13 protein-coding genes and 1 other RNA gene are annotated in these 16,908 nt (G+C 43.5%); 10 read left to right on the top strand and 4 right to left on the bottom strand.

Going from position 1 to position 16,908, the window contains the following annotated elements; genetic code table 11:
• The first annotated feature begins 61 nt into the window (after window positions 1-61).
• The 3 genes from N475_RS09830 to N475_RS09820 all read left to right on the top strand — a co-directional run bounded on the left by N475_RS09830 (window position 62) and on the right by N475_RS09820 (window position 6,293).
• Window positions 62-1,462 (top strand): PhoH family protein, encoded by a 1,401-nt coding sequence (locus tag N475_RS09830; RefSeq protein WP_063355705.1) that lies wholly within the window; start codon window positions 62-64, stop codon window positions 1,460-1,462.
• A 184-nt stretch (window positions 1,463-1,646) separates the two neighbouring features.
• Entirely contained in the window at window positions 1,647-5,390 is a 3,744-nt protein-coding gene (locus N475_RS09825) for a hybrid sensor histidine kinase/response regulator (protein WP_063365176.1), read from the top strand.
• Window positions 5,391-6,293 (top strand): diguanylate cyclase domain-containing protein, encoded by a 903-nt coding sequence (locus N475_RS09820; protein WP_063355703.1) that lies wholly within the window; start codon window positions 5,391-5,393, stop codon window positions 6,291-6,293. It begins immediately after the preceding gene.
• Window positions 6,294-6,362: 69 nt separating this feature from the next.
• Here the strand turns inward: N475_RS09820 and N475_RS09815 are convergent, their stop codons facing one another.
• A complete protein-coding gene (locus N475_RS09815) occupies window positions 6,363-6,728 on the bottom strand; it encodes a DUF3192 domain-containing protein (RefSeq protein WP_063355702.1) in 366 nt (121 codons plus the stop codon).
• Between the two features lie 223 nt (window positions 6,729-6,951).
• Window positions 6,952-7,899 carry a D-2-hydroxyacid dehydrogenase gene (locus N475_RS09810; protein WP_063355701.1) on the bottom strand — a complete coding sequence of 316 codons (948 nt, stop codon included), beginning with the start codon at window positions 7,897-7,899 and terminating at the stop codon, window positions 6,952-6,954.
• A gap of 303 nt (window positions 7,900-8,202) precedes the next feature.
• On the opposite strand from N475_RS09810, the gene zntR reads away from it, so the two are divergent.
• The 3 genes from zntR (at window position 8,203) to N475_RS09795 (ending at window position 11,054) form a co-directional block, all read left to right on the top strand.
• Window positions 8,203-8,616 (top strand): Zn(2+)-responsive transcriptional regulator, encoded by a 414-nt coding sequence (gene zntR, locus N475_RS09805; protein ID WP_063355700.1) that lies wholly within the window; start codon window positions 8,203-8,205, stop codon window positions 8,614-8,616.
• Window positions 8,603-9,862 (top strand): SO_0444 family Cu/Zn efflux transporter, encoded by a 1,260-nt coding sequence (locus N475_RS09800; RefSeq protein ID WP_063355699.1) that lies wholly within the window; start codon window positions 8,603-8,605, stop codon window positions 9,860-9,862. Before zntR ends, N475_RS09800 begins: the two co-directional genes overlap by 14 nt.
• 94 nt (window positions 9,863-9,956) lie before the next feature.
• Window positions 9,957-11,054, top strand: coding sequence for a 1-acyl-sn-glycerol-3-phosphate acyltransferase (locus N475_RS09795; RefSeq protein ID WP_063355698.1), 1,098 nt, complete (start codon window positions 9,957-9,959; stop codon window positions 11,052-11,054).
• 101 nt (window positions 11,055-11,155) lie between these two features.
• Here the strand turns inward: N475_RS09795 and ssrS are convergent.
• Window positions 11,156-11,338, bottom strand: a non-coding RNA gene (gene ssrS / locus N475_RS09790) — 6S RNA.
• A gap of 319 nt (window positions 11,339-11,657) precedes the next feature.
• Here ssrS and N475_RS09785 point away from each other — a divergent pair.
• From N475_RS09785 to N475_RS09770, 4 genes are read left to right on the top strand one after another with little or no spacing between them, the layout of a single operon-like run.
• Window positions 11,658-12,221, top strand: a complete 564-nt coding sequence (locus tag N475_RS09785) for a UPF0149 family protein (protein WP_063355697.1) — start codon at window positions 11,658-11,660, stop codon at window positions 12,219-12,221.
• 2 nt (window positions 12,222-12,223) lie between these two features.
• On the top strand, window positions 12,224-13,537 hold the full coding sequence (gene pepP, locus N475_RS09780; protein ID WP_063355696.1) for a Xaa-Pro aminopeptidase: 1,314 nt from the start codon (window positions 12,224-12,226) through the stop codon (window positions 13,535-13,537).
• Window positions 13,538-13,561: 24 nt separating this feature from the next.
• Window positions 13,562-14,749, top strand: coding sequence for a 2-octaprenyl-6-methoxyphenyl hydroxylase (gene ubiH, locus N475_RS09775; protein WP_063355695.1), 1,188 nt, complete (start codon window positions 13,562-13,564; stop codon window positions 14,747-14,749).
• 10 nt (window positions 14,750-14,759) lie between these two features.
• Complete coding sequence (locus tag N475_RS09770) at window positions 14,760-15,926, top strand: FAD-dependent monooxygenase (protein ID WP_063365175.1); 1,167 nt, start codon at window positions 14,760-14,762, stop codon at window positions 15,924-15,926.
• Window positions 15,927-15,941: 15 nt separating this feature from the next.
• Here the strand turns inward: N475_RS09770 and N475_RS09765 are convergent, their stop codons facing one another.
• A complete protein-coding gene (locus N475_RS09765) occupies window positions 15,942-16,787 on the bottom strand; it encodes a LysR family transcriptional regulator (RefSeq protein ID WP_063355693.1) in 846 nt (281 codons plus the stop codon).
• Window positions 16,788-16,908 lie beyond the last annotated feature (121 nt).

Genomic DNA, 16,908 nt, shown 5'->3' with positions numbered 1-16,908 from the left:
TACTGTGTGGCGAGCAGTGCATGGTTCATTCATAGAAATTGCAGACGAATAGGAATGCACTATGGGAAAAGATGACCTCGACCGGAAAATTTATGTTTTAGATACCAACGTTTTACTTCACGAGCCCCTCGCTTACCTCTCCTTTCAAGAACACGATGTAGTTATCCCTATGACAGTGTTAGAAGAACTTGATCATATCAAGGACCGTAAGCGCGATGTGAGTCGAGATGCACGTGTGGCGATCCGGAGTCTAGATGATGTGTTAACCAATGCAACGCCAGAGCAAATGCTTGAGGGGGTTGATTTACCAAAAGTACAAAGAGATCCAAATAAACCAGCCAGCAGTGGCAAGCTTATTATCGTCAATGATCACTTATATCCTGACAGTATTTCAGGCTTACCTGGCAATGAGAACGATCACAGCATTATTAACTGTGCGCTACAGTTACAAAAGCAATACGCAGACAAAAAAGTGGTTCTGGTAACCAAAGACATCAACATGCGTTTAAAAGCCAAAGGGGTTGGTTTGAAATTTGTGGAAGACTACCGCACAGACCAATTGATTGATGACATCAATCTACTTACTTCTGGCTATAACAAATTTGAAGGGGATTTTTGGACAACTGTAGGCGAATGCCAAACTGAGCAGCAAGGTCGTTATAGCTTGCATAAAGTGCCCACATCTAGAATGCCAGAAGTGTTTTATAATGAGTATCTATTAGACGACAGTGAGCATTTTGCTGCGCGCGTTGTTGGTTATGATGATGCGTATGTGACATTAAAAGACATTAGTGTCGAGCGACTGTTACATCAGCAAGCGTGGGGGGTAAAGCCCAAAAATGTGTATCAAGGCATGGCGCTTGATGCGTTGCTAGACCCAAATATTGAACTTGTGGTACTCACAGGGCCCGCAGGCTGCGGAAAAACTTTATTGGCGCTTGCCAGTGCACTGGAAATGATCATTGAAAAAGGTATTTATGACAAAGTGATTGTAACCAGAAATACCCCTGAAATAGCAGAGAGTATTGGTTTTTTACCTGGTACTGAAGAAGAGAAAATGGCACCGTGGCTGGCTGCTATTACAGACACCTTGGAAGTCTTGCATAAACATGACGAAAGCCCAATTTCTAGTCGTAATTACATTATGGAAAAGGCAAATATTCAGTTTAAATCAGTCAACTTTATGCGCGGTCGTAGCATTCAAAATGCGGTGGTAATATTAGACGAAAGCCAAAATTTAACGGCTTCTCAACTGAAAACCATTATCACACGATGTGGCGAAGGCACTAAATTGATCTGTACGGGGAACCTTGCACAGATTGACAGTAATTATCTGACCCCTGTGACTTCAGGCCTTACTTATATTGTGGAGCGATTTAAGGATTTCGAAGGCAGTGCGACCATTAACTTAAATGGCGTGGTTAGAAGCCGATTGGCCTCGTTTGCTGAGGAAAACTTATAACAATATTGGAGTTTATCGTACATAGCTCCAATTTCCATTCCCAAAAGCCGTAGCGTGAGCTGCGGCTTTTTTTGCGCCACTTGCAATCACATTATTTTTCTAAGGTACTGAGTTTAACTTGCTTATCCAACGGCGGCTCGCTAACCTTTCAAAAAACAAGGAATAATAATTTACGGGTCTTTTAATGGACATTTTGTCAGAATTCCTGCCGCTAAAAACCTACCGCCGTTCAATCTGTGTCGCACTGTTTATTCCCCTTATTTTGGCAATCGTGCTGTGCTTTCACCTATTTAACATTAAGCTTGAACGCCAATATGAGATCTATGAAGTTCAATTTGCGTCCGCACTTGCGCAAGTTGATCAGGCTGCCAGTGCTGCGAGCACCGTAATCGGTAGCATTAAAAGAGGTTTGGATACGCCAATCAAATATCAATTGGATGACAGTGTTCAAAAGCAAGTTCGTCAGCAGTTGGGCTATTACTATCATCAGCTACCAGATCAGGGAGGAGAGCTTATCGGGTTGGGGACATACCAAGCGTCTCCCCGCGTGATTGAACACTGGCTGCATGTTATGGCGCTTGGGCCAAGCTTTGATACTGCTCTGGCTTTGATCTCAGAGTTGGAAGCTGTTGCATACTTTAATGAATATGGATTTGCTTTTGTAAAGCGTCGTGATAATGCGAAAAGCCATCTTTTAACTGCCATTGTAGAAGGGCGATTTAGTCCCAAAAGAGGGGTCATTTCAACACCCGATAGCAAACATAGCCGTATTTTTGGGAACGAATATTTCAGCATTACTCAACCTGTAAGTAGTGGAGGCAAGTCTCATATCATCTTGATCTATAATGCTGATAAGGTAACTAAACTGTTGGATAAACTAATATTCAGCGAGGGGACGTTGGCATTAGTTGATCAGCAGTCAAGGGTGCTGGTCCAAAGTAGTGTGCAAGGTGTGCCAATACATCCTAAAAACCAGCAAAACGGGCTTCCTTGGCGAGGTGGTGTAGAGTTTCAAGGGGATACGCAAAGTGCGCCGTATACGCTGCGATTTTCCCAGTCTGAGTCTGATTTTACTGCCGCCGTTTATACCGAAGTGATGGTAGAAGTGGGCTTTTTAGTCCTGTTTATTTTGTTCACTTTTTTTACGTTTACTTGGCTCAATGGACAGATTTTCATTCGTCCATTGCGGCACTTCGTCAATTACCTCACCAAGCAAGACTTAGTTGAAGAGCAAACCTTAGCGTACCCAGTACCAAAGGACTGGCAACCTTGGTTTAGCGAAATTAAACGGGTTGTGTCGCAGCGACAAAACTTGATTGCTCAAATGGAAACTCACAATGCGCGTCTTGACGAACAAGTGCAACGGCAGCGTCAGGCACTTTCGAGAAGTTTTGAAGCGAAAGAGCGACAAGCCGCACTGTTAAATACAGTACTTAATTCGGTGCCGGATTTAATTTATTTTAAAAATATAGATGGTTCATTTATAGGCTGTAACCAAGCGTTTGAGCGTTTTATTGGCGTAACTCAGGGGAATCTGGTTGCGAAAGAGCACCACGAGATCAGTCAAAAGTACTTTGATTTGCTGGACCTCGAACATGCCATGGAAATTCATAGTATTCCGCTGACAGAGACACTCAATTTTGACGATAAAGCCTACTTAGTGAGTGTTTCGCCCCTGTTTGATGAACAGGGCAAGCGCATCGGCAGCTTGGGGATTGCGCGAGATATCAGTGAGCAACAGCAAGCGATGACGGCATTACGAGCATCAGAGCAAAACTTTAAAGCGGCCATAGAGCATGCACCAAATGGCATTTTGTTGGTATCTGTCGAGTGCATCGTCCTAGAGTTTAATCGTGCTGTACGCAAACTATTAAATGGCGTTGAAGTTGGTGCCCATATGGGCAAATTGTTCGAGTCCGAAGAGCTAGAAACTTTAAATAGTGTTTTACAGCAACTGCTGGAAGAGCGAAAAGGCGTGAAGGTTTTGAGTCTTGCTCAAGCAGAGCCTGCAATTTGGTTGCAATTGAGTATATCTTTGGTATGGGATAAACAGAAAAATCCTAAATACTTTGTTATACATGTACAAAATGTCACGGCGCTCACGCAAGCCAAAATTGATGCTGAACGTGCAAACAAGGCTAAAAGCCGGTTTATTGCCAATATTAGCCACGAGATCCGTACACCACTGAATGCGATTTTGGGATTAGTGGGTATTTTAAAACCTGCACTTTCAAAGTCTCAAGATCTTGAAAAGTTATCGCATATTGAAGGAGCAGCGCAGCAGCTCTTAACGATGTTAAGCGATATTCTGAGCTTTGCACGCTTAGAGGGGGGGCGTGGGAAGCTAAATCACAAAGCTTTCTCGGCGATTAATTTAGTAAATAGTCTTAGTGCGTTAATTCAGCCATTAAGTGATGCTAAAAACCTTGCTCTGTGGTTACATGTGGGTGCCACAGTGTGGCCGGAGTTTATGGGAGATGAAGCACGCTTAAAACAAGTGCTCGTTAATTTACTTGGCAATGCAGTGAAATTTACCACAAGCGGTGAGGTAGGCTTAAAAATCGAGTCAAAATGGGGAAAAGCGAATGAGCAGTGGTTGTCTTTTTCTGTATTTGATACAGGCCCTGGTATTAAGCAAGCCGACCAAAAACGGTTGTTTGATGCATTTACCCAAGGTAATGAATCTAACTCGAGGGAACACGATGGAATAGGACTTGGGCTGGCTATTGTAAAGCAGCAGGTCGCTTTGCTTGGTGGTAAAATCGAAGTACGCAGTGAAGAAGGATGTGGTAGTACTTTTGAGTTGGAGTTGATGTTACAAACCAAGCGAATAGAGGTATTCAATCGAGAAACGCCCATCTGTTTAATATCGAGTCAAGATCAACCCGCTTATCTGGCTGAGTATGAGATACAGCACTTTGCAAACTTTGGTGAAGCGTTACAACACCTAGATTTATTTACCTATGTTGCCTGCGATAACGTTGATGAGCTGATGTATTTAAGTCACCACTTCAGTGAGGCCGATACCATTGCTTGCAAAGGGTTAGTTATCCCAGACAACTTGGAGGTTGAAAACCATATTATCTCGTTACCAATATTTAAATTGCCAGCACATGCTTTTTATCAATCACTGTGTTTGTCACCCTTCGAATCTAGTCAAGTTGAATCTGATGATGTGCAGAGTTTGTCAAAGGCGCTGTGTCTAGTGGTGGATGATAATGAGTTAAACCTAGATATTTCTAAAACAGTTTTAGAGCAGCATGGCGCTGCGGTGGTCGCACTCACCAGTGCCCATAATATTGTTGAAATATGCGCTCAGTTGCAGCCAGATATGGTGCTCATGGACATATATATGCCACATATAGACGGTTATCAGGCGACAGAGTCACTGCGCAAAGAGTTTGATAAGCAAACTTTACCAGTTATCGCTTTAACGGCCAATGCACACGAACATGAGCGAGAAAAAGCATTTGCTAAAGGCGTTAATGAGTTTTTAGTAAAGCCAATTTCTCCAACTGAATTAGGTGCTGCGTTAAAACCGTTTGTGCGCAGCCAGCATATTATTTTTGATAAACAGTTTGCATTTAAGCAACTGATGGAAAACCAATCCTTGGTTACGGCAATGCTCGATAAGTTTGCTAAACTGTGTGATGAATATACAGACCGCATAAACAATGTAAGTACGGATATTGAGCTTGCAGATGTCGCGCACAGTATAAAAGGTGCGGCGGGAGGTATTGGGTTATTGCGTTTAGCTGAGTTCGCTAAAGACGTTGAAACACAGGCTAGGCGACATGCCAAAAGTAGTCGTTTTGATAATGCAGAATCAAATGAAACTGCCAATATTTTTAACATCGAGCGCGCGCAATTGTGTACGTTACTGATACAGGCGAAGCAGTTTATTTTATTCGAGATAAAAGGAAGTTAAATGCAAAAATCAGCCAATGTTTTAGTGTTAGATGGAGATCCTTTAAACCGAGTTGTACTGGAAAATACACTCAGTGAAGAGCATTTAGTCATTAGTTGTGACAACAGCGACAAAGCATTCGAGCGTTTAACGCAAACCAAGTTTGATTTAATCATCGTCGATATATTAATGCCTGATGACGAAGGGCTTGATTTTCTTTTGCAGTTAAAAGCGGACCCAATGTGTTATCAAATCCCAGTGATTGTGATTTCAGCAAGCAACAGCTATCAAGATGAAGCCCGTGGGTTAACGCTTGGCGCGGTTGATTACATTGTGAAGCCTTTTAGCCCCAATATTGTAAAAGCGAGGGTTAAAATTCACCTCGCGATTAAACAAAAAAATGATTTGCTTGAGCGCCTAGCAAACATTGATGGTCTAACCGAAGTGCCGAATCGACGTGCACTGGACGAAACGCTCGCGCAATTGTGGTACCAAAGCCGCGACCAGCATGTGCCGTTATCTATTTTGCTGGTGGATATCGATTACTTCAAAGAATTTAACGATACCTGTGGTTTTAGTGCAGGTGATGAGTGTCTTGTTAAAGTTGCCAAAGCGCTACAAAGCATATCGCAAAGAGTAGACGGATTTGTAGCACGCTACGATGGTGTGCGATTTGTGGCACTGGTCAATAAGCGAGGGGCTGATCAAGCGTTGGCCTTGGCTTCAGCCATGCATCAAGCGGTTGATGCGTTGGAAATTCAGCATCCCAGCTCGCCAATCTGTGCGCACGTTACCATCAGTGTCGGCGTAGTGCATGTCAGTGATGACTTCTCGGGAGATCAAACCGAAAGCTTAGTACTAGCAGATGAAGCATTGGTTAAAGCTCATCAACTTCAAGAAAGGGTGGTGTTAGTCAATCGTTAAGCAAACAATATAAAAAAGCCGCATTATGCGGCTTTTGTCAGGGAATTAAATTTTTAAACTCAGCATTGGTTACAGATAGTTGTCTACCGCAGATTGGCCAAAACCAATGAGTTTTTTATCTTTAAATACAAGTGGTGTGCACTCGTCTTTGGTGGTTTTACCATCTGAGTGTTTGCTGTTAGTTGCAAAGTACAATACCTGATAAGTATGGCCATCTTTAGAAACTGCTTCGGTGAAATCAGGCGTATTAAATTGTTTGATTACGTCCTTATATTCTGTGCCCAAAGTTAAGTTGCTGATTTTTTCTCGGTTGCTTTTGTGTGTTTCTTCCCAATTGCTGTTGTAGTGGCGCATTTCACCGTCAGATACAGCAACAATACAACCCGATAATAATGTGGTGCTTAAAAGCGCAGTTGCAACAAGTAGTTTTTTCATTTTTTATATCCTCTGTAACTCAACATTTGGCTGCGATGCCAAGTTATCCATGTGTATTTTACTTTGATTAATTGATAGCAAATGCTTTGCCAATTTTTTATGGTTATAAAACAATGGTTTATGATTTTTGGCGAAATCACAATGTGTAATAAAAGCAAAAAAGTAACAATAATCATCAAAATGTAGTTATTTACGCCACCTCACCGCTAAATGGCGCAGCGCTTTAAACGACGCGATTGGTTTGGCCACCATTCAGATAGCTGGCAATGTTCTCTGCAATGCCTGCAATCAGTCTATCAATAGATTCCTTACTTGCCCAAGCTGTATGTGGTGTGAGTAGTAGATTATCGCCTGAATATTGGATTAGAGGATTATCTGCTTGAGCTGGTTCAGTGGACAATACATCAACGCCCGCTGCGGCGAGCTGTTTGCTTTCGAGGGCTTTTGCGAGTGCATGTTCCTCGACGATGCCGCCTCGAGCGGTGTTGATTAAAATAGCATGCTTGGGCAGTAAAGCCAGTGTTTCGGCATTGAATACATTTTCGGTCTGTGGTGTCAGCGGGCAATGTATACTCACAATGTCTGCTACCTTAAGAGCTTCTTCAAATGCCATTCTACCGCGGCGAACTTCTTTGCTATTTGGTCTTTCGGCAATAATTACTTGCGCACCAAAAGCTTTAGCAACGTTTGCAACAGCTTGCCCCAAGTTACCGTAGCCGACTACAACAAAGCGTTTGCCCGCGATTTCATTGATAGAGTGATCCAAGCGGCAAAACATCGGGCTTTGTTGCCATGCACCATGTCGACAATCGTCAGCATAACGGTGAATATTGGTCATTAAATTGCCCAACATGGTAAAAGTGTGTTGTACAACTGAAGGTGTCGAGTAGCCTGCGACATTAGTAACCGCTATGCCCGCAGCTTTGGCCGCGACTAAATCAATATTGTTTGTTCCAGTGGCTGCCGCACAGATTAACTTTAAAGCTGATAATTGCGAGAAGTGTGCTGCATTTAGCTGAACCTTGTTAGAAATTACCACATTGGCGTTTTTGATGCGGCTAATTACTTGCTCAGCAGTGGTATGTTCATAGGTAGAAACCGTGCCAAATTGCGCGAGTGGTGACAGGTCGACGCCAGCTAAGGTGGCCGCATCTAAAACAACAATGTTCATATTTTTATCTCGTTATTGACCTTGGAGTTAACTCCAAGGTTTATACTTCCTAATAGAGTGAAAGATGCAAAGCAGTTGAGTGTTGTTGATTATCGATTTTAATACTCAATTGGCAAAGGTATTCCCATGTCAGTATTACCTGTTGCAAGACTTGCAAAGTTCACAAGGTTAAGTTCGAAAACCCAGCAGGCAGTGTACCATTTTTCACAGGGAAGTTTGGTGTATTGCACAAATAGGTTATTTAGTTCGTCATGTAACCGCGATTTTGGCGAGCATTGTTAAAGAAGAGAGGAAGCAGCGAGTATGTTTCGAATTGGACAACTAGCAAAGCAGTTAAATGTGTCGACAGACACCCTAAGGTACTATGAGCAGCAAGGATTATTGACCGCATGCGAAAGAAGTACGTCTGGGTATCGTCTATATGATAAGCACGCTGTAGATAGGTTGCAGTTTATTATTCGTGCAAAAGAAGTTGGGTTTAACTTGAAAGATATTCAAGAATTGTTGAGTATCAAAATAGACAAGCAGCATTACAGTTGCGAAGAAGTGAAAGCATTGACTTTGCAAAAACGAGATTGGATAAGAGCGCGTATTGCGCAGCTGAGTATTTTTGAACGTTCTTTGACTTTACTTGCTAATCAATGCTGTGGCGGCAGTGAACCCGCTGATACCTGTTCAATTTTAACCGCATTGGAGGATGTAGATGGCGCTCATTGATAATTTCTGGCAGCTATTTGTAGTATCAGCACCTTGGCTAATGCTCGGTTTACTTTTAGCTGGCATACTTAACGTTTTTATTCCAAAGGATTTTTTGCAACGTCATTTGGGTAAAGAAGGGTTGTGGACGACCATAAAAGCGGCCTTGATTGGTGCGCCAATGCCCTTGTGTTCATGTGGTGTTATTCCTGCTGCCATTGGGCTTAGGCGTGCGGGTGGCTCGAAAAGTGCTACTACTGCATTTTTAGTGTCGACTCCTGAAACCGGAGTAGATTCTATTTCAGTGTCATACGCATTATTGGGACCATTTATGGCCATCATTCGCCCGATAGCTGCGGTTTCCAGTGCCATTACTGCTGGGTTATTGGTAGGTGGAGAAAAAGAACACGATACGCCGGTTAAAACCGATAAAGCGCCGAGCTCAGAGTCCAGCTGTTGTAGCAGCAAGCATCAACCAGTCTCCATGGAGCCTCAAATGACGTGCTGTGATGCGACTAACTCTGCATCTGAGGTGGTGCAAGTGAGCCGCTGCGAAACAGCTTCATCGAAAGCAAGTTGTTGTGATATAGCACCGAGCGCAGATCTCCACGCTGAGCACGCGCACAGTTCGGAACAAAGTTGCTGTGACAGTAGTGCTTTGGAAAAAACAGTTCAATCATGCTGCTCAAGTGAAGTGCCTAAAACACCTAGCCTTGGAAGCAAACTTTGGCAAGCAACCAAATTTAGTTGTAACAAGCTGTTATCTGATACTATGGTTTGGCTTTTAATTGGTATATTCTTTGCGGCATTAGTACAAACGTTTGTACCCACTGAATTTTTAGCACAGTGGGGCGACGGTATTCTCGCTATGCTGGTAGTCATCTTAATCAGTATTCCCATGTACATATGCGCCACAGCATCTACACCGATTGCGGCTGGGTTGTTACTAGCAGGTGTATCGCCTGGGGCGGTGTTGGTATTTATGTTGGCGGGACCAGCCACCAATGTGGCAACAATCGGCGTGGTAGCAAAAGAGCTCGGACGCAGAGCGGTCGCTGCGTATATCATCGCGGTTATTGGTGTAGCTATCGTGTTTGGATTTTTAACCGATTATTTGGTGCTACAGTTTGGTTTTGAGGTTGCGCCATTGATGGGACATGAGCATGAGGTGCTTCCAGGTTGGCTGGGCCAATTGAGCGCGTTAGTACTGCTAGCTTTGATGCTACGTTTGTTTGTAATTGATATTAAACAACGTCTGGCTAACTAGTGTGGTCAGACTTGATATTCTTAGCATCTCATCAGAGAGCGGGATAGAATAGGCCGTTTTTTGTCACACGATCCGGATCAGTAAGAGTAATTTAGTGGATAAATACGCAGATATAAGACCTTATAACGATGAAGAAGTACCAGCTGCATTGGCTAGGTTGTTAGCCGATGAGCAGTTTTTGGATGTCATTGCAGAGCATAATTTACCCAAGTGGATAGCATCTTGCCCTAAGGTAAGCCGCCCACTAGTGCGTGCGCGTTTAAAATTAAAGTGGCGTACGGTAAATAATGTAGAAGCTGTTCAAGATGAGGTTGCGACCTATTTATCAATGCTAATTGAGCGTACTACGGAAAAGGTCACCTATTCTGGATTAGAGCAATTTGATAAAGACAGTGCCTATTTGTTTATCTCAAATCACCGAGATATTGTCCTCGACCCAGCTCTTGTCAACTGGGGCTTACACCAGAATAAACTGCCTACTGTGCGTATTGCAATCGGAGACAACCTACTGCAAGTGCCATATATCACTGAGTTAATGAGGCTCAACAAAAGCTTTATTGTAAAGCGCTCAGCAAAGGCACCAAAAGAGATGCTCAAAGCGTTATCCCAATTGTCTGGGTATATTCATGACTCACTAGATGAGGGGCACTCTATTTGGATTGCGCAAAAAGAAGGACGTGCGAAAGATGGCATCGACTTTACTGATCCAGCGTTACTTAAAATGCTGCAATTACACGGCAGAAGACTGAAGCTGCCATTTGCAGAGTACGTACGTAAGTTAAAAGTTGTGCCTGTATCTATTTCGTATCAGTATGAGCCATGTGCATTGGCCAAAGCCAAAGAGTTGTATCACAAGCAACAGTTTGGTGAGTATCAAAAAGCCGAAGGCGAAGATATTAAAAGTATCATTGATGGCTTTAGCGCAGACAAAGGTAACGTGCATGTTGCATTTGGTACGCCAATTCAAGATGAGTTTGAAACACCTGAGCAATTAGCTGAGATCATCGACAAGCAAATTATTGAAAATTATCACTTACATTCCAGTAACTACTTGGCCGCAGGCGAAGAGGGCCAAAGTAGCCGTGAAGAAACTGTATGCTTCAATGATTCACTTGAGTCAGTGCCAAATGAATTGAAGGAATTTGTGCTATCAATGTATGCACAGCCCGTAAAGCGAAAATCTTCGATTTAACTGCGAATTCAGCATTGATAAATGAGCGCTCAAGGGGAAACCTTTGGGCGTTTTGCGTTTATATAATCGAATAAAAAATCAGTTTAAGAAGAGTGTATTGAAGTGTCCCCGGCTGCGCGGATGCGGATATAAGTCCTTGAACCCTAAGGTTCAAGGCGGAAGGCAACAACCCACCGTAGGCTTCTCGGTACCTGCCAAGCTTGCGCAAAAGTGGATAAACTGCATCCCTTAAAAAAGTTTATCGGCTCAGGGACATAATCCACTGTCCGGCGAGCTAGGGAACGCTTTAAGTATATAAGACATCTTGGCCCGCTTAAACCTAAATTTGAAAAAATCTTGTTTGTTTGCTGCGAAAAACAACACTTCTAAAACAGTGGTCTGATTTTGTTGGATTTACGTACATACACATGCTGCTTTCATTGCAAAAGTGGGCTGTATACGGCTGTGATTTGCGATTTGCGTAAAAGTTGTGCGTGAATAACACAAACCACAATTGTTAGATGTAAAACAAGGGTTTTTTCTTTGTAAGACTGACAATTCGTTGGAGTTGCTATACTTCGAATGGTAGCATTAACGCTATCAAGTGAATGAGAATTAAGCCTTATGATCGAACTTAAAGACTATCAGCAAGCTCAGTTATTGCTGGAGAAACACGGTATTTTTGTAGCACCTTCAGAAGTACATGGCACCATTAGTGGCATTTTAGCATGCGGCCTAAACATCGATGAAAAAGAGTACTTAGGTTTACTCAGTGATGTGTTTAATGATGGTCAGGGCTTTGGTGTTGAGTTAAAAGTATTTTTAGCTGAACTCTACAAGCTAGTGGTAGAGCATTTTAACGATCCTGAATACGCTTTTGAAGTGTATTTACCTCAAGAAGATGAGGCACTCATTGATCAAGCCAATGCACTTGTTGCATGGGTATCAGGGTTCCTACTTGGGTTTGGTTTAAAACAAAAAGACTATGGAAAGCTGTCGGCAGATGTGAAAGAAGTGATCAGCGATTTTAGCGAAATCACAAAACTGGATACACACTTTGATGACACTGAAGAAGACAAGCAAGCATTCCATGAAGTTGTTGAATATATTCGTGTGTCTGCGCTGCTATGCTTCGCTGAAATGGGTAGAGAGCAAGGCGACGCGTCCACCTCAAAAACAGTGCATTAATTATGATAAAAAATGAAGAGTTTGTAGCACGTCGACAAAGGCTACTACACAGCCTAAAAAACAACTCAGTTGCTGTGATCCCCGCTGCAACTGAACTGACCCGTAGCCGCGATACTGAATTTCCATTTCGCCAAGACAGTGACTTTTTTTATTTAACAGGGTTTAAAGAGCCTGACGCTGTATTGGTACTGAGCAAAGATAAAGAAGGCGCAGCAAGCAGCATTTTATTTTGCCGCAATAAAGACAAGCTGGCTGAGATTTGGCACGGTCGTCGTATTGGCTTTGAAAAAGCAAAGAGCCAATTTTCGATGGATGAAACCTATGCACTGAGTGAACTAGATAATGAGTTACTGACGTTTATCAATGGACGTCAGACTTTGTATTTTGCGCAAGGTACTTACAACGCATTTGATGAGAAAATTTGGACTGTACTGTCGACTTTGCGTGGTGCACCGAAAAAAGGTTATCGCGCCCCAGAGGTTATTCAAGACATTCGACCGCTCGTTCATGAAATGCGCCTATTCAAGTCTGATGCCGAAATAGCCGTAATGAGACAAGCTGCAAAAATCAGCGCACAGGCTCATGTGAGAGCCATGCAGTTTGCCAAAGCTGGCGCTACTGAGTATCAGTTAGAGGCAGAGATCCATCACCATTATGCTATGAATGGCGCTCGCTACCCAGCGTATGGCACCATTGTAGGCTCGGGTAACAATGCCAATATTTTGCATTACACCGAGAATAGCGATGTACTAAAAGACGGCGACTTGATCTTGATCGACTCCGGCTGTGAGCTTGAAGGGTATGCTGCGGATATTACGCGTACTTTCCCTGTGAGTGGTCAATACAACGACGCGCAAAAAGACATTTACAACTTGGTATTGAAAGCTCAATTAGCAGCTTTTGATGAGGTAAAGCCCGGCGGGACGCTGGTACAAGCCAACAACGTTGTGATGCGAGTCTTAACTGAGGGTCTAGTAGAACTTGGTATATTGGCTGGCACAGTAGATGAACTGATTGAAGCACAAGCGTGTAAAGCATTTTATATGCACGGCCTTGGCCATTGGCTTGGGCTCGATGTTCACGATGTTGGTGAATACAAGTTAGATGAAGCAGATCGCCCATTCGAAGCAGGCATGGTGCTCACGATTGAGCCCGGCTTATATTTTGATGAAGATGCAGAAGTGCCTGCACAATTTAAGGGAATAGGTGTACGTATTGAGGACGATTTACTCGTTACTCAAGAGGGATATGAAAACTTAACAGTTGATGTGCCAAAATCTATTGATGAGATCGAAGCACTGATGCGAAAAGCCTAGCTGAATAGTTTGGGAGTATCGGGCTTGCAACACTTTGATGTGCTAATTGTGGGCGGTGGCATGGCTGGTGCAACCGCTGCCGTCAGTATAAAAAAACAACACCCTCAATGCCGCGTAGCGGTGGTTGAGGCATTTGCGCCAAAAACCAACGCACACCCAAGCTTTGATGATCGCAGCATTGCACTGGCTGAGCAGTCTATCGATTATTTAAGTCGACTGGATTTGTTTAGTAAAGAGTGGCGTTTTGCTGAGCCTATATTACAAGTTAATGTCTCGGATCGTGGTCACTTTGGTAAAACAACCATAGCGCCTAAAGACTACAATGTGGATGCTTTGGGGTATGTAGTTGAGGTAAATCCATACGGTCAGTTTCTGCATCAACAGTTACAAAGCCACGATATCACCGTATTTTGTCCGGCAACCGTGGCAAAGTTAACTCAACACCAAGCATATGTTGAGGTGACTGTTGCATTTGACTCTGACGCCGAAGACGTAACTTTGCAAGCCAGCCTGCTCGTTGTTGCTGATGGTGCTAAGTCACCTACACGTGCCCTGCTAAATATGGGCTTTGAGAGCTTTCCTTATGAGCAGTCGGCCCTGATTGCCAATGTGAAAGTGGCTCAAGGTCATAAAGGCCACGCTTTTGAGCGTTTTACACCGCAAGGTCCAATGGCGCTGTTGCCGATGAGTGACGACAGATATTCCGTTGCTTGGTGTATGAAGCGAGACGAGCTAGATGAAGTACTGGCCTACGACGACACAAAATTCTTAGCGCGTTTGCAGCAAGAGTTTGGCTATCGAGGCGGCATTTTTGAGGCTGTGGGTATGCGCAGTAGCTACCCTTTGGTGCACGGACGAATATCTGATGTTGTGCATCATCGAGTCGTGATCATTGGTAATGCCGCACACGCTATTCACCCAATCGCGGGGCAAGGCTTTAATCTAGGTGTGCGTGATATTCAAAGCTTAAATGTGTGCTTGAAGAACCACGATATCAAAGAGTGGGGAAGTCATACGTTTACACAGGCTTATAAGGTAGCAAGAGAGCGTGATATCGGCAGAGTGATGACACTGACCGACGGCTTAGTCAGATTATTTTCGAATCATTCTCGCACCGTGGCCTTTGGGCGTAGCTGTGGACTGTTATTTATGAGCCTGTTTACCAATTTAAAAGCGCCATTAGCGAAGCAGCTAATGGGCCGAGTGAAATAAAGGACACTTTATGCAACAAGCGCAAGTTTGTATTGTCGGCGGTGGGTGTGTTGGATTGACGCTGGCACTGGGTTTGGCCCAAAAAAATATCTCAGTATTGGTGCTGGATGCAGGTAAAGCACCAATGCCTTTAAGTGAGCAATATAACATGCGTGTCAGTGCCATCAGCCTAGCCAGTCAGCAGCTATTTGAATCCCTAAGTGTATGGTCTGAGATTGTCACGAACCGTGCAACACCATACTCTGCAATGGATGTGAGAGACGCAGACAGCTTTGGCAAAATTGCATTTGATGCAAACTCATTAGATTTGCCTGAGCTAGGGCACATCATTGAGAATGATGCGATCCGCTTTGCTTTGTATGAAAAGCTGCAGGCTTATAGCCATGTTACGTTAGCTTTTGACAGCCGTTATAGCACTATTCATCAAACAGAAACCGATGTATTAATTACCTTGGAATCTGGTATGCCAGTAATGAGTAAGTTGCTGGTGGCCGCAGATGGCGCAAACTCAGGGGTACGCAAACTTTTCGATATGCCATTGAGCTTTTGGGATTATGACCACCATGCACTGGTGGCAACTGTTAAAACTGATTTACCGCATGAGCATGTTGCCAGACAAGTTTTTTTACCTACCGGTCCACTGGCATTTTTACCGTTGAATGAAGACAACATGCATTCAATCGTATGGTCAACTTCTCCTGAACATGCCGAACAACTAATGGCAATGGATACTAAGGCATTCAACAAGTCGCTATCAGCGGCAATTGATATGCAGTGTGGACTGTGTGAAGTGCAAAGCGATAGAGCGGTATTTCCGCTGACCATGCGTTATGCCCAGCAATGGTTGAAAGGTCGTGTGGTATTGATGGGGGATGCTGCGCATACTATCCATCCACTGGCTGGTCTTGGTATGAATTTAGGGCTTAAAGATGCGGCTCATTTGATACAGGCACTATCCAGCGAGCAAGGTGAGTTTGCGGCGCATGCTTTACTGCGTGAGTATGAGCGTACACGTAAACTTGATGCGCAAAAGCACATTGCCATGATGCAAGGTCTAAAAGAACTGTTTGAAGGCAATAACCCAGCTAAAAAATTGATTCGAGGTTTGGGGCTTAGCATGGTGGACAACCTCGGCCCAATTAAAAACCTATTTGTAAAGCAGGCGGTTGGTCAATAAGCCGCCTTCGCTTCTTTAGCCCAGTCGCAATGCAATAAACTCGGCGAGTTTATTCACCGCATGGGCTGACTCCTGAGTATTCTTAATTAAACTGATGCCGATTTGACCAAGAGTTGGTAAGTGGGGCGTGAACTGTTGGTAAGTCAGCTCGCTCGGTACAGTGCTTTTTGCCAACACCGTGATCCCCAGACCTTCTTTTAATGCGGCAGTTAAACCGGTTAAATCCGCATTACTATACACAATGCGAAATGGGCGACCGCTTTCTTGTAGTGCCTCAATTGCTCTGCGACGATAAATACACCCCTCTGGTGCAGTGACCAAGGTGACCACTTCTTGCTTTGCGAGATTTAAATCTCCAACCCATACTAGCTGGTCACGCATAAATACAGGGTGAGACACTGATTCTAACTCTTCATTTAAAGCGAGCACTAAATCGAATTGATCTTGTCTAGAAACTGATAGTAAATGCTTACTTAATCTAGATTTTACCTCTAGCGCCACATCAGGGTACAAAGATACAAAATCACCGATAATGGCAGGTAGAATACGTGCGGCAAATTCGCTGGGAATACCCAAACGCACGCGTCCAGTCACGCTCTCGGAAGTAAACTGCTGCAAAATCGCATCATTATATTGCAGCATTTGTTTGGCTTGTGGCAGCAATAACTCACCGTATTGGTTGAGCACTTGGCGCTGACCTTGTTTTTTAAACAATTTACAACCAAGCAAATCTTCTAATCTGCGGATCTGCAAACTTACGGCAGGTTGAGACAAACCAAGTAATTCACCCGCTTTTGCAAAACCTCCGACCTCTACAACCGTGACTAAGGTACGTAGACCATCAATTGATAAGTTCTTCATATTTAAAAAAGCTATTTATAATTCTTGAATACATTAATATTATTTATCAATTGATAAATAATTACAATTTGTTGTTGGTTATCCTCCACCCTATACTTTTGCTCATCTTAATTTCACTAAG

Source organism: Pseudoalteromonas luteoviolacea DSM 6061 (genome assembly GCF_001625655.1).
GTDB classification, from domain to species: Bacteria; Pseudomonadota; Gammaproteobacteria; order Enterobacterales; family Alteromonadaceae; genus Pseudoalteromonas; species Pseudoalteromonas luteoviolacea.
The sequence above is the reverse complement of the archived record's forward strand: the minus strand, read 5'-3'. Positions and strand labels throughout refer to the sequence as shown.

Bases quoted from the DNA above. Each gene is read 5' to 3' on its own strand.
- N475_RS09830 (WP_063355705.1), top strand. From the start codon at position 62: ATGGGAAAAGATGACCTCGACCGGAAAATTTATGTTTTAGATACCAAC.
- N475_RS09825 (WP_063365176.1), top strand. From the start codon at position 1,647: ATGGACATTTTGTCAGAATTCCTGCCGCTAAAAACCTACCGCCGTTCA.
- N475_RS09820 (WP_063355703.1), top strand. From the start codon at position 5,391: ATGCAAAAATCAGCCAATGTTTTAGTGTTAGATGGAGATCCTTTAAAC.
- N475_RS09815 (WP_063355702.1), bottom strand. From the start codon at position 6,728: ATGAAAAAACTACTTGTTGCAACTGCGCTTTTAAGCACCACATTATTA.
- N475_RS09810 (WP_063355701.1), bottom strand. From the start codon at position 7,899: ATGAACATTGTTGTTTTAGATGCGGCCACCTTAGCTGGCGTCGACCTG.
- zntR (WP_063355700.1), top strand. From the start codon at position 8,203: ATGTTTCGAATTGGACAACTAGCAAAGCAGTTAAATGTGTCGACAGAC.
- N475_RS09800 (WP_063355699.1), top strand. From the start codon at position 8,603: ATGGCGCTCATTGATAATTTCTGGCAGCTATTTGTAGTATCAGCACCT.
- N475_RS09785 (WP_063355697.1), top strand. From the start codon at position 11,658: ATGATCGAACTTAAAGACTATCAGCAAGCTCAGTTATTGCTGGAGAAA.
- pepP (WP_063355696.1), top strand. From the start codon at position 12,224: ATGATAAAAAATGAAGAGTTTGTAGCACGTCGACAAAGGCTACTACAC.
- N475_RS09770 (WP_063365175.1), top strand. From the start codon at position 14,760: ATGCAACAAGCGCAAGTTTGTATTGTCGGCGGTGGGTGTGTTGGATTG.
- N475_RS09765 (WP_063355693.1), bottom strand. From the start codon at position 16,787: ATGAAGAACTTATCAATTGATGGTCTACGTACCTTAGTCACGGTTGTA.